Genomic DNA, 12,784 nt, shown 5'->3' with positions numbered 1-12,784 from the left:
TCGCAGAGGAGAGTCGATTGATCATGCAAGCTCCCCGTTCCGAGACCATTCAAAAAGGCTGGGAACATTTCCCGCATCAGGCCGACATGGGAGTGCGAGGAATCGGCATGACCAAAGAAGCGGCATTTGAGGAAGCGGCGCTGGCCTTAACGGCCGTCATCACGGAGCCGGAGTCTGTCGCCCAGACGCATACGGTCACGATTATCTGCGAGGCTCCGGACGATGAATTGCTGCTGGTCGACTGGTTGAACGCCCTCGTCTATGAAATGGCGACACGCAAGATGCTGTTCAGCCGATTCAGCGTGCAGTTCAACGGCCACTCCCTGCAGGGGACGGCCTGGGGGGAGCCTGTCGAGGTGACAAGACATCAGCCGGCGGTCGAAGTTAAAGGTGCGACCTATACTGAACTTTTGGTAAAGCAGGACGAGCAGGGGCGGTGGATTGCCCAGTGCGTGGTGGATGTCTAGGGCGTGAGGCGGTCATGGATTTGAATCTCCTGAAACGACGAGGGCGCGACGAATGGCATATTTCCCCCCGGGGGAAGATGCGGGTCCCGGGCGTGATCTATGCGACCGAAGCCCTGATTCACGAGATGGATGAAAAGGTCTATGAGCAGGTCACCAACGTTGCAACGCTGCCCGGGATTGTGCAGGCCTCTTATGCGATGCCCGACGCCCATTGGGGCTACGGGTTTCCCATCGGTGGGGTTGCCGCGTTCAATCCTGACCTCGGCGGGGTGGTGTCGGCAGGCGGTGTCGGCTTCGATATTTCCTGCGGCGTCCGTTTGCTTCGTACAGGGCTCACGGCCGGGGATCTGCAGCCGGTGAAAGAATCGTTGGCCGAGGCCCTGTTTCATCGTATTCCCGCCGGTGTCGGCAGCACCGGCAAAGTGCACCTGGACAAGCATGAGATGGACGCGATGCTTGCGGGAGGGGCGAAATGGGCTGTGGGGAAAGGCTACGGGACGCACGAAGATCTTGAATTCATCGAGGAGCACGGTCGCATGGCCGGCGCCGATCCGGATTGCGTGTCCGATCACGCGAAGAAGCGTCAGCAGGACGAAATGGGCACGCTCGGATCCGGGAACCACTACCTCGAAGTGCAACAGGTCGTGCGTGTCTTCGACGCAGAAGTCGCATCGGTGTTCGGAATCCGCGAAGGTGATCTCGTCGTGAGCATCCATTGCGGCTCTCGCGGGCTCGGTCATCAGATCGGCACGGAATTTCTCAAGAGCATGGCCACCAGCGCGGCCCGATACCATATTGAACTCCCGGATCGCGAGCTGGCCTGCGCTCCGATCAATTCAGAGGTCGGGCACGAGTATCTCGGCGCCATGCGCGCGGGGATCAATTGCGCGCTCGCCAATCGGCAGATCATTACCCATCTCGTCAGGCAGGTCTTCGCTGGCCTGTTGCCAGAGGCGACGCTTTCGTTGCTGTACGACGTTTCCCACAACACCTGCCGAGTTGAAGAGCACCTGATCGATGGGACGCCCACACGACTTTTCGTTCATCGCAAGGGGGCCACGCGGGCCTTCGGTCCCGGTCATCCTGACATTCCTCCGTCACTCAGGGGAGTGGGGCAGCCGGTGCTGATCGGCGGAACTATGGGAACGGCTTCGTACATCCTCGTGGGTACGAAGGAGAGTATGGCGTTGGCGTTCGGGTCCGCCTGCCACGGAGCCGGTCGAAGCATGAGCCGTCATCAGGCTCTCCGGCAGTGGCATGGACGCGATGTCGTGAAAGAGCTGGCAAACCGTGGCATTCTGATTCGGAGTCCGTCGATGCGTGGGGTCGCTGAGGAAGCGCCGGGCGCGTACAAGGATGTCAGCGAGGTGGTGGATGCAGCCGATGAAGCGTGTCTCGCTCGTAAGGTAGCCAGGCTCGAACCACTCGTGTGCGTCAAAGGATAGAAAGACGAGGCTCGATATATAAAAATATAAGCCGGTGCCGAACGGCTCAAACAATCCTTCATCAATGCTTTCCGGACGATGGGATCATACCGGCGGTAGAATTGATGGAGTGCTGCCCCCCATTCGCTTTCCATTCATCGTGCGCAGCTTATTACACTGGTTCTATTCCTCTTCTGCCACAGCACCGCATGTTCAGTGGGGAATTCTTTCCGGAGGTTCTGTCGGCTGTCAGCGCGGGGTCTGCGCAAGATCCTGTTTTCCTTGATTTCAGCCCTCATGATTCTCCGGCATTGGCGTTGCACAGTCGCGAAGCGCAGGCGTGGATCAGGATTAAAACGGGGGAGGAGGAATCATGAGCGGGAAAGTGCACGGAGTCAAAATGGGGCGACTGGCTAGCTCAGGTAAAGAGGCAGTCATGCGGCGAAGCTATTATCCGCTTCTTGCCATTATTCTTTTGTCCTGGTTGTTGATACCCGCGCCGGCATCAGCCGTCGAGTCTTGGTATGGTACTGTCAGTGGCGGAAAGGCCTGGTTCGAGAGCGATAACTTCATAGGAGGCACCTCCGGACCGATCACGCAGGAGTTTGGTCATGAGTACGGGATCAGCGGAGCCATTGGGTATGCGTTTCAGGGTTTTCCCCTTAGGCTCGAAGGCGAGTTTACCTACTTTCGCGGCGATGTCGATGCGCTCCGAGGGACACTGACGACATTCAACGGAGGCAGCGATCAGCATTACGTCGGCATGGCGAACCTGTACTACGATTTTGCCCTCAGTGGAATGCTCGAGCGGTTCAAACCTTATGTCGGTCTGGGCGTGGGGTTCGACGTAGAGAGGTGGGGTCAGTCATTGGTGGACCTAAATAGCGTCAGCACTGCAGGCCGTTACGATACGAAAGTGTTTTTTGCCTATCAGCTCAAGGGCGGGCTGTCCTACGCCCTGACCGATCGGCTGGATGCGCTGCTGGGGTACCGGTATTTCCGCACGGCCGAGCGAACGCTGGATTCGCCCACGAAGCAGATACCGTTGCCTCACGATGCCCAGGCCATTCATTTTTTGGAGTTTGGTCTTCGCTATGACTTTTAACCACCGGAGGCCAACGGTGCGCTACAGTTCAAGGCTCACTAGAGCGTCGCTGTGGCGCCGCTCGTGATAGCGGTGACGGAGTGCCGATATTTCATGGCCAGACAAGTAGAAAACGAAACAATCGTTGGAGGAAGAAAAAAGGGAGGAAAGGATCATGCCGGCTTTAGAGGACTTTCGGACCAAGCTTCTTGAGCAACGGCGGGAACTGTTCCGTCAGGCTGCCAAGACTGAAGAGGATCTGCTTTGGCTGGAGACCGATGTGGAACCTGAAGCGATGGAGCGAGGACGGACTGAAACGATGGTGCGGTTGCTCGACCGGTTGGATGAACGGGCAAAGAGAAAGATTGAAGCTATCGACCTCGCGCTCATGAGGATCGAGGCTGGTACCTACGGACGTTGCGAGGGCTGCGGAAAGGACATCCCAATGGCTCGCTTGGAGGCCTTGCCCACGGCGACGACTTGCGTGGTTTGCGGTGAAGCAAGGGAGGCGGTGCAGCAATGAGTCGCGGGATAGGATTGGAACCGCGGGTCATGGTTCGTGTGGAGTGCTCCGTAGATCACCGGGGCGAAGCAGTGCCTTGTGCGTTTCTTTTGGGCGACCGTCGGATAGAGGTCGTCGAGTTGCTCGATTGTTGGCCGGGGAAGGACCATCGCTATTTCAAGGTTCGGGGTAATAACGGCTGCCTGTATATTTTGCGGCATGATACGCCATCTGGCGAGTGGGAAATCACCTTGTTCGAACAGGAACAACGCGGATAATCGTCAGCCCAAGGACTTCCGGTCGCGGAGGAATCGATGAGACATGCAGACGTTAAAGTTTCAAAATGTGCTTGGAGGAAAGCGAGGGCTCTATTTCCCAGACGATGTCATCCTCGGTCTCTGTCCGGTTCCTTCCTCTGACCTTCAGCATCGTCCAACGTTTTGCTTCTTTGATAGCCTCCTCGTATACCAGCACCTGGTTGATCGGGCCGAGCTGCTGAACTTCCTTACCATCGTAGTCGATCTTGGTATCTTCCACCTGCCACCTATCGCCCTTCTGGTGCAACTTGATTTGTACTTTCACCATGTCGAACCTCATCGAGCAAGAAAATGGGAATCACGTGGATCTTCTGCTCTGTATCGGTGCCACCAGCTGAGAGCAATGTGCGGATACCGGTTCGGACCCCCAGCCGGTTGGTTCACTTTATGCCTCTTACCTATGGGGAAGAACCATTGGACCTGACGGATCAACATCGGTACCACAAGCCCGACTTATAGGCGCGCGAATTTATGGAAGGATATCAAACCCTTTGCGGTTCGCTTCAGTACGGGAGGCTGTGGAGACTGTGGCATTCGACGCCACCGATGCCGGAATGCCGGTGAAATTTTTCCACAGCAGAGCGGGCGGCCCGATCAAGTACAAGTGGAAACACAATCGTATCTGTGAACCATGATCAGAATTGTAGGCCATCTCGATATGGACGCTTTCTTCGCGGCGATCGAGGAACGAGACCATCCATCGCTTGGTGGATTGCCCATTGTGATCGGCGCTGATCCTCGTGGAGGGAAAGGCAGGGGTGTGGTGTCCACCGCGAATTACAAGGCGCGTGCATACGGAATTCATTCAGCCTTGCCCATCTCGAAAGCCTGGCGGCTGTCGGAAATGGCAAGGAAACAAGGGAAGCCTCCTGTCACGTTCCTCCCCGTGCACATGGAACGGTATGAGGAGGTTTCCGCCCATGTCATGGAAACGCTTCGACGGTTTGTCTTTCTGGTTGAGCAGGCCAGCATCGACGAAGCCTATTTCGATCTGAGTTCGTGCGAGTCCTACCTCCTCGCCGAAGAGGTTTGCCGCAAGATAAAGCGCGCCATACGCGACGAAGAGCGTCTCACGGGGTCGGTCGGCATCGGACCCAATAAGCTCATCGCGAAGATCGCCTCCGGCATGTCCAAGCCCGATGGTCTGACCATCGTGAGGGAGGAGAACGTATCTGCATTTCTTGCCCCTCTTTCTGCGCGGATCATTCCCGGTGTTGGGCCCAAGACCGAGGCCGAACTCGCCAAGATCGGCGCAAAGACGATCAAAGATATTCGGAGGTTCTCACGGGAAGAGTTACGGGCGGCGTTCGGGAAACGGGGATTGGATCTCTATGAAAAGGTTCGTGGGAGGGATGAAACTCCGGTGGAGGAAAATTATGAAGCCAAATCCATCGGTGAGCAGGAAACGTTCGAGCAAGACACGCGGGATTCACAGTTTCTGGTCGAACGGATTAAAGCTATGTGCCGGGACGTCATAGGCCGGCTGGCTGCTGAGAAGTTCACCCATTTTCGCACCGTCGTACTCACAGTGCGGTTCGCCGATTTTGAAACAAGATCCCGCAGTCATACGCTCCACACTCCAACATGCGATCAAAGAGTCCTGGAAAAGGAGGTGACCAAACTCTTCGAGCCGTTTCTGGACGAGCGGGAGAATCCCGATGGGAAAATGATTCGGCTCCTCGGTGTCCGCATTGAAAAACTCGAGAGATTCGGCGTTCATGATCAGGCTCCACTCATTGAGATCGAGTGAGTTAGGCTAATGATCCCGCACACGTCATGCCATGCCGTTCAGGTCTGTGGCCTCTTCATCTTGGCCCTACTCTGTCTCAGCTGCGCCACGAATCCCTATACGGAGCGCTGGCAGTTTCTCATTCTTTCCCAAAGCTATGAGCAGGACCTCGGCGCTGAGGCCTATCAACAGGTCCTTCAAGACCCTAAGATCCGGATCTCGCAGGATGCCCATGATATCGAACCGGTTCAGCGAGTCGCGCACCGGATCATCACTGCCGCAAAAGAGTCCCGCTATGCGAAGCTCGCACAGCAATTTCAATGGGAAACTGCCGTCATCAAGGACGGCAAGACCATGAATGCCTTTGCACTCCCCGGAGGCAAGATCGCTGTGTATACCGGTATCTTCCCGGTTGCGAAGAACGAGGCCGGTCTTGCAGCTATCCTGGGCCACGAAGTGGTCCATGCGCTTGCACGCCACGGCGCGGAGCGCATGAGCCAGGGATTGGTGGCGCAGCTGTTGCTGACCGGAGCCGATGTGGCTTTGGCGGGAGGAGGGGCGGGAGCCGGGACGAGGCAGGCTGTGATGCAGGCCCTCGGGCTTGGGACTCAAGTCGGGGTCCTGCTTCCGTTCAGCCGCGAGCACGAATCGGAGGCCGATTACATCGGCCTGTTACTGGCCGCACAGGCTGGGTACGATCCTCGCGAGGCCGTGCATGTCTGGGAACGAATGGAACGGGCAGGCGGAGCCCAGCCTCCTGAATTCCTGTCAACGCATCCGAGCCACGGGACGAGGATCGAGAACTTACAATCCTGGATGGCCGAAGCGCTCGATGAATACAAAAAGGCGATTCCGGCACCGGCGGTTCTTGATCTACCTCGCAGACTCAACTAAGTGGAAGGGCAACAATCTGCCGGGAGCGCTTAAGGACGACGGCAAGGATCGTGATTCGGGGTATTTCTTGGGATGCCACCGAGCTTGCGCCACAAGAGATAGAACGGTGTTCCGGCCAGGACGGTCGCGATCCCCAACCCTGCTTCCACGGGCCGTGCGAAGAGCGTGTTCGCGAAGATCACAACCGATACAAGAAGATAAAATCCGGGGACGAACGGATAGAGGGGGGTTCGATAAGGGCGAGGGAGATCAGGTTCATTGTGGCGGAGAAGGAGGAGGGATCCGACCGCCAGCGCGCTGAAGATCACGACCACGGTGCCGCTGTACACCACCAGGCGTTCGAAGCTCCCAGAAAGAATCAGGATCGAGGCCCACAGGCTTTGCAGAAGTATGGCATTGACGGGGGTACCTTTGGCGCCCGGTGCTCTCCCAAAGAGAGCGGGGATCAAACCGTCCTGTGCCATGGCATAGTAGACGCGTGGTCCGGCCCACACCATTGCGCTGACGGCTCCTGCAATAGAAAGGCAGAGAATGGCTGTCACGAACCGCCCCGCATCGATGCCCAACAACGTTCTCGCGACCTTATCGGCCACTGGCAGGATCGGTGGTTTGGCCAGTTCCGTTACCGGAAGGGCATACAAGTAGAATCCGTTCAGTGCGAGATAGAGCAGTGCAACAAGAGCGGTACCGCCGATCATAGTCCGAGGAATGGTCCTGGCAGGGTCCTTGATTTCTCCTGCCAGATAAACCGCGGCATTCCAACCAGAATAGGCATAGAGAGCAAAGATCAACGACACCACATAAGCGCCGCTGTCCTGAGCGGCATGAGGATCCGAGAGTCGAAGGTGTGCCCAGTCCCCTTTGCCCGCTATCAGACCCGCCGCGATCAGCGCCACGATTGCTCCCACCTTCATGACGGTCAACGTTCTTTGCAGCCATCCACCGGGCCCGACCCCGGCTGCATGGAATCCTGTGATCAACCAGAGGAGGGCCAAAGAGACCGCTATGGATGTCGTGCCGTCTTCTCCTTCAAGAGGGAAGAGTTGAAGAAGATAGGCGGTGAAGCTCATCGCTGCCGCCGCGATAGCCGCGCTGAAGCCGATCGTAAAGGAAGTCCATCCGCTGAGAAATCCCATGAAGGGGCCGTAGGCGCGACGAAGGTACGCATACTCTCCGCCTGCGACGGGCAAGGCAGCACCCAGCTCGCTGTAGGAGAGGGCGCCGGCCAGCGCGACCAGTCCTCCCATAAGCCACACGGAGAGAATCAAGCCGGGATGGCCCAAATCGCGCGCCATGAATCCCGTGGTCGTGAAGATCCCGCTACCGATGACATTGCTGACCAGGACACAGCCTGCTGTGAACCACCCGATGCGGCGAGGTAGGGAGGACAGGTCTCGTTCGGTTCTCTCCACGTCGGATAGCCTACTCCCGTTCCCTTTCGCGTACCAATGGAACGAACCGCACGAGCGAGAGAGTCTTATGGTCAAAACCGTCTTCCGTCCTCTGGTAAAGATCCAGAGTTTGGAAGAACTTGCCGACGGGCAGAATCAGTCGGCCTCCGACGGCTAATTGATCAAGTAACGGCTGAGGGACATGATCAGGTGCGGCCGTGACGATAATGGCATCGAACGGCGCTTCTTCAGGCCATCCGTTATAACCGTCGCTCACGCGGAATCGAATGTTGCGGTAGCCGAGCTTCTTCAAGGTGAGTTCCGCTTGGCGCGCAAGCGGCTCCACGATCTCTATGGTAAAGACTTCGTCGACAAGCTCCCCCAGGATAGCGGCTTGATAGCCTGATCCGGTTCCTATTTCCAGAACCTTGTCTGTTTTCTTGAGTTTCAGCGCTTCGGTCATCTTGGCCACCAGGGATGGTTGCGAAATGGTCTGATCGTAGCCGATCGGCAAAGGACCGTCCTCATAGGCAAATGCGGCGTCGGCTATCGGCACAAATCGATGGCGGGGGACGTGCCTCATTGCAGCAAGCACCGCCGGATCTTTGATGCCTAGAGGGATTATGTACTCATCGACCAAGTGATTCCGGTCGGCTTCGCGTTCGGAATGGATAAGAGACGGCTCCGTTCCGCGATCCCCATTACATGAGGATGTCCAAGCAAGAACACAGATGAGCGTGCAGCATACCAGTGAAAGTGCTGCGAAACCTTGGCTGAGACAACTCATCGTCTTACTCTCGGGTGTGGGGATGGCACTCTCTTCGTTGAGCAATCGCAATGCCATGCTTTTTCTTCTGCAGAAGAGCACAAGTGGAAGAGTTACCGGTTCATCCTGTAGCGTTTCACTACACGGACAACTTCAACCTTGTAGCAAGATTTCCCTCCAGGGGGGATTTCTGAAATCTAAACTCTTGGCCCAAGGTCCGACAGACACATGGTTTTCTGTTGCGTGAACTGGATGGCACCGGGCTTGCTGGAAATTACGTATGGCTCTATGGTGAGGTGATGCCAACGGACTCAAGCAATCTCCAGGCCGCGCTGTATTTCGAGAGCATGCCGGACAACTTCGTGCGGTGCACGCTCTGTCCCCATGACTGCAAGATTGCGCCGGGGCATCGTGGTGTGTGTGGAGTTCGAGTCAATCGCGGGGGGCGCCTCTTTACGTTCGTCGGGAACCGGATTGTCTCGGCGGATGTCGACCCGATCGAGAAGAAGCCGCTGTTCCACTTTCTTCCTGGTAGTACCGCCTACTCGATTGCGACCGTCGGCTGCCATTTGCGTTGCAGATTCTGCCAGAACTGGACCATCTCTCAATGGCCCAAACTCAAGCAGTCGGTGGCTCGCGGGGAGGACGTACCGTCCGTCGTCGGCGAGCACCCTGCAGCCGAATGGTGCGCCGAGCAGGAGCCTTCCGAGGACCAGTGGGGAATGGGGACGGAAGCGGTTCCTTCGGAATTGGTGCAACAGGCCTTGCGAACGGGAGCAAGAAGTATCGCCTATACCTATACGGAACCGACGATCTTTTATGAGTTGGCGCTGGAAACCGCGCGGGTGGCCTCATCAGCCGGTCTGGGCAACGTCTTTGTGACGAATGGCTTCATCTCGCTTGAACCGTTGCGCGAAGTTGCGCCCTACCTCAGCGCTGCCAACATCGATCTCAAATCGTTCCGCGATGGCATTTACAAGAAACTGTGCGGGGCCCGGCTGGATCCGGTTCTCACAGCGATCAAGGAGTACAAGAGGCTCGGAGTTTGGATTGAACTCACAACGTTGTTGATTCCAGGAATCAACGACGATCAGGTCGAATTACAGGACATCGCAAACTTTATCAAGACGGAATTGGGCGAAGACGTGCCCTGGCATCTGAGCCGCTTCTTTCCCGCCTATAGGATGGAACATTGGAAGGAAACGCCGATCCGATCCTTGCTGCGCGGGAGGGATGTCGGAAAAGAAGCGGGCCTGCGACACATCTACCTGGGAAACGTGTCTCAGGAGGAAGATGCCGAGAGTACTCTCTGTCCAGGCTGTGGAATAGTTCTGATCCGGCGACGAGGGTTTACCGTGGTAGACAATCGGCTCCAAGCCGGCCGCTGCCCAGATTGTAACCGGTTGATCGCAGGACGCTGGGCGGTTGGAGGGTAGGGGACGGGTGTTTCGGGTCTGGCAAAGGAGATAATGGTCAGGACCTCACCTAAAACGCGGGAAGCGAGCTACTGCCGGCTATTGGAGTCAGGACTGTTCGCCGAACGGGTGGCCCAGGCACGAGAGCGGCTTCGGCGATGCCATGTTTGTCCGCGCCATTGCGCGATCGATCGGATCGAAGGCGATCTGGGGTTTTGCCTTGTCGGAGCGAAAGCCTTTGTGTCCAGCCATGGTCCTCATCATGGAGAAGAGGGTCCGCTGCGGGGCTGGAAAGGTTCCGGCACGATCTTTTTTGCCAGCTGCAATCTGCGCTGTGTCTACTGCCAGAATTACGAAATCAGCCAGCTGCGGGAGGGCAGGGAGGTATCGGCACAGGAACTGGCCGACATGATGGTAAGCCTCCAGGAACAGGGTTGTCACAACATCAACTTCGTCACACCTTCGCATCAAGTCCCTCAAATCCTGGAGGGGGTGCTGCTGGCGGCGCAGCGGGGGCTTCGGATCCCCTTGGTCTACAACACCAGTTCATATGACGATCTTGATACGCTTCGGTTGCTGGACGGGATCGTCGATATCTATTTACCTGATTTCAAGTATGCCGATGCGGAGGCCGGGTTGAATTACTCCAAGGTTCCAGGCTACCCCGAAATCGCAAGGACGGCGATCAAGGAAATGCATCGGCAAACGGGCGATCTGGTGATCGAGGAGGGCGGTCTAGCCGTGCGAGGCCTGCTCGTCCGTCATCTGGTGTTGCCGGGCGGGCTTGCAGGGACGGGGGAGATCATGCGTTTTCTCGCAGACGACATTTCGAAAGATACCTACGTCAACATCATGGACCAATACCGGCCCTGCTGGAAGGCCTTCAAGTATCCTCCGCTGAATCGGCCGATTACGAAGGAAGAGTTTGAGGAAGCGGTTGAGGCTGCCAGGATAGCGGGACTCCATCGTCTGCATCATGAACGGCCGGGGTCTGCGGTCGCATGGATTGCAGAAGTTTGATAGAGCCATGACGAATGGTTTGGTTATTCCGCCGTCGATTGAGCCGAAGAAAAGTCGGGAGGAATACAGAAAGGAGCGAGAGGAGGAGGTACTGCAGGATCTCTTACGTGGACAATACGAGCGTGTTCCATCTGAATCGAGTAGGTAACACATGGCAAGAAAGCGCGATATGGTCGAGCCGTTGATCCTTGAATCCTCCAGGATACCCTCCGCAGAAGAGGCGGTGGAGATCGTCGAAAGGAAGGGATTGGGACACCCCGACACCATTTGCGATGCGGTGATGGAATCTGTTGCAGTCGAGCTGGCGCAGGCCTATCTGAAAAGTTGCGGAAGAGTCCTCCATTTCAATGCCGATAAAGGCATGTTGGTGGCAGGTCAGGTCGCCTGCCGGTTCGGAGGAGGCTCCGTTCTGGCACCGATGCGTATGGTTATGGGTGACCGAGCCACTTTCGCCTGGAAGAATAAACGGATTCCGGTAAAGGACATCGCGGAACAGGCGGCTTATAAATGGTTCAAACGTCACTTGCCGCGAATCAAGCCTCTCAAGGACATGGAGTGCCAGGTTGAGTTGAAACCTGCATCGGAAGAGTTGCGGTCCGTGACCGAGCGAACAAAGGAGGCGGTGGCCAATGACACTTCCGCCACCGTGGGATATGCGCCGCTGACGCAGACGGAGCGGCTCGTATTCCAAACAGAGCAATTTCTGAACAGCTCCTCCTTTAAGAAGGAGTTCCCCGACACAGGGCAAGACGTGAAGGTGCTTGGCGTTCGAACCGGAAGGGAGTTGACCCTGACCGTAGCGATGCCGTTTCTTGCACCCTTGATTCGCTCGGAGTCTGAATATTTCAAACGGAAAGCATCAGCCAAACGCGCCTTGCTGTCCTTCGTGAAGCGAAAAGCCGGTTCGTACATTACTCCGGAGGTGTTCTTGAACGTGTTGGATCAGCGAGGCGCCGGCGAAGCCGGTGCCTATCTGACGCTTCTAGGAACGTCGGCGGAGGCAGGCGATTCCGGCGAGGTCGGGCGAGGCAATCGCGTATGCGGAATCATCTCGCTGCTTCGCCCGGCGAGCGCCGAGGCTGCGCCGGGCAAGAATCCAGTGGCTCATGTCGGGAAGATTTACAACGTGCTGGCCCAGGTGTTGGCGGAGGACATCTACAAAAAAGTGCAGGGATTACACGATGAGACGGTCTGGATCACGAGCCAGATCGGCAAGCCGATCTCATTGCCTCAAGCTGTGGTCGTCGAAGTAACCCCGTCCCGAGATACGACGTTGACCATCGTCCGTCCGCAGATCCAACGTGAAGTCCAACTCGCCTTTGCCCATATCCAGCCTTTCTGTAAGGCCTTGGCAAAGGGTCTCTACGCGGTATGCTGAGGGTGTACCGTGCGTGGACAGTGAAGCCTCAACGTAGGTTGTACCTTGTTGTGATCGTCGACTAGACGCTTCTGTAGACTCCCTCTTTCTCCGACCAGGCGATCAAAGCGGATTGCTCACTTGGCAGCGTTTCCCCGCGGCCTATAGTGAGGGCTCCGCCTGGGAGCAACCGTCCCGTGAGTACTCTCAACGTGTTCTCCTGTAATTGCTCGTCGAAGTAGGTGAAGGCGAGATAACGGCACAGGATGAGGTGGAAGCGCTCGTCCGGCATTTCCTTCCTGACATCTTGAACGAGGAAGCTCACCGGTTCCCGGTACTCAGGCTTGATCTGAAATCCTTCGGCTGACTGATCGAATGCCTCTCTCCTCCATCTATCCGGCAGATCCTTCAAGCTGCT

At 56.8% G+C, this 12,784-nt stretch carries 14 protein-coding genes; 10 read left to right on the top strand and 4 right to left on the bottom strand.

Going from position 1 to position 12,784, the window contains the following annotated elements:
• Positions 1 to 23: 23 nt before the first annotated feature.
• The 5 genes from ACWVCN_RS12410 (at position 24) to ACWVCN_RS12390 (ending at position 3,755) form a co-directional block, all read left to right on the top strand.
• On the top strand, positions 24 to 467 hold the full coding sequence (locus ACWVCN_RS12410) for an archease (protein WP_455246110.1): 444 nt from the start codon (positions 24 to 26) through the stop codon (positions 465 to 467).
• A 14-nt stretch (positions 468 to 481) separates the two neighbouring features.
• Positions 482 to 1,912 (top strand): RtcB family protein, encoded by a 1,431-nt coding sequence (locus ACWVCN_RS12405; RefSeq protein WP_455246109.1) that lies wholly within the window; start codon positions 482 to 484, stop codon positions 1,910 to 1,912.
• Positions 1,913 to 2,264: 352 nt separating this feature from the next.
• The gene (locus ACWVCN_RS12400) at positions 2,265 to 2,996 is read left to right on the top strand and encodes an outer membrane protein (RefSeq protein ID WP_455246108.1); all 732 of its coding nucleotides are present in this window, start codon (positions 2,265 to 2,267) and stop codon (positions 2,994 to 2,996) included.
• A gap of 154 nt (positions 2,997 to 3,150) precedes the next feature.
• Positions 3,151 to 3,498 carry a TraR/DksA family transcriptional regulator gene (locus ACWVCN_RS12395; protein WP_455246107.1) on the top strand — a complete coding sequence of 116 codons (348 nt, stop codon included), beginning with the start codon at positions 3,151 to 3,153 and terminating at the stop codon, positions 3,496 to 3,498.
• Positions 3,495 to 3,755 carry a hypothetical protein gene (locus ACWVCN_RS12390; protein ID WP_455246105.1) on the top strand — a complete coding sequence of 87 codons (261 nt, stop codon included), beginning with the start codon at positions 3,495 to 3,497 and terminating at the stop codon, positions 3,753 to 3,755. Before ACWVCN_RS12395 ends, ACWVCN_RS12390 begins: the two co-directional genes overlap by 4 nt.
• A gap of 52 nt (positions 3,756 to 3,807) precedes the next feature.
• On the opposite strand, the gene ACWVCN_RS12385 is transcribed toward ACWVCN_RS12390, so the two are convergent.
• A complete protein-coding gene (locus ACWVCN_RS12385; RefSeq protein ID WP_455246104.1) occupies positions 3,808 to 4,062 on the bottom strand; it encodes a hypothetical protein in 255 nt (84 codons plus the stop codon).
• A 363-nt stretch (positions 4,063 to 4,425) separates the two neighbouring features.
• On the opposite strand from ACWVCN_RS12385, the gene dinB reads away from it, so the two are divergent.
• Both dinB and ACWVCN_RS12375 read left to right on the top strand, forming a co-directional pair.
• Entirely contained in the window at positions 4,426 to 5,544 is a 1,119-nt protein-coding gene (dinB, locus tag ACWVCN_RS12380) for a DNA polymerase IV (RefSeq protein ID WP_455246103.1), read from the top strand.
• A 9-nt stretch (positions 5,545 to 5,553) separates the two neighbouring features.
• Positions 5,554 to 6,417, top strand: a complete 864-nt coding sequence (locus tag ACWVCN_RS12375; protein WP_455246102.1) for a M48 family metallopeptidase — start codon at positions 5,554 to 5,556, stop codon at positions 6,415 to 6,417.
• Between the two features lie 29 nt (positions 6,418 to 6,446).
• On the opposite strand, the gene ACWVCN_RS12370 is transcribed toward ACWVCN_RS12375, so the two are convergent.
• Together ACWVCN_RS12370 and ACWVCN_RS12365 are read right to left on the bottom strand one after the other, a co-directional pair.
• Positions 6,447 to 7,829, bottom strand: a complete 1,383-nt coding sequence (locus tag ACWVCN_RS12370) for an APC family permease (protein WP_455246101.1) — start codon at positions 7,827 to 7,829, stop codon at positions 6,447 to 6,449.
• Between the two features lie 10 nt (positions 7,830 to 7,839).
• Positions 7,840 to 8,652 carry a protein-L-isoaspartate(D-aspartate) O-methyltransferase gene (locus ACWVCN_RS12365; protein WP_455246100.1) on the bottom strand — a complete coding sequence of 271 codons (813 nt, stop codon included), beginning with the start codon at positions 8,650 to 8,652 and terminating at the stop codon, positions 7,840 to 7,842.
• A 221-nt stretch (positions 8,653 to 8,873) separates the two neighbouring features.
• On the opposite strand from ACWVCN_RS12365, the gene amrS reads away from it, so the two are divergent.
• The 3 genes from amrS (at position 8,874) to ACWVCN_RS12350 (ending at position 12,387) form a co-directional block, all read left to right on the top strand.
• A complete protein-coding gene (gene amrS, locus ACWVCN_RS12360) occupies positions 8,874 to 10,010 on the top strand; it encodes an AmmeMemoRadiSam system radical SAM enzyme (protein WP_455246099.1) in 1,137 nt (378 codons plus the stop codon).
• Between the two features lie 33 nt (positions 10,011 to 10,043).
• Positions 10,044 to 11,009: a radical SAM protein gene (locus ACWVCN_RS12355; RefSeq protein WP_455246098.1), complete on the top strand. Its 966-nt coding sequence runs from the start codon at positions 10,044 to 10,046 to the stop codon at positions 11,007 to 11,009.
• Positions 11,010 to 11,160: 151 nt separating this feature from the next.
• Positions 11,161 to 12,387, top strand: a complete 1,227-nt coding sequence (locus tag ACWVCN_RS12350) for a methionine adenosyltransferase (protein WP_455246096.1) — start codon at positions 11,161 to 11,163, stop codon at positions 12,385 to 12,387.
• 61 nt (positions 12,388 to 12,448) lie between these two features.
• Here the strand turns inward: ACWVCN_RS12350 and ACWVCN_RS12345 are convergent.
• A partial coding sequence (locus ACWVCN_RS12345; protein ID WP_455246095.1) for a CheR family methyltransferase occupies positions 12,449 to 12,784 on the bottom strand: 336 nt, incomplete at its 5' end.

The sequence above is a fragment of the Petrachloros mirabilis genome, assembly GCF_975968855.1.
The sequence above is the reverse complement of the archived record's forward strand: the minus strand, read 5'-3'. Positions and strand labels throughout refer to the sequence as shown.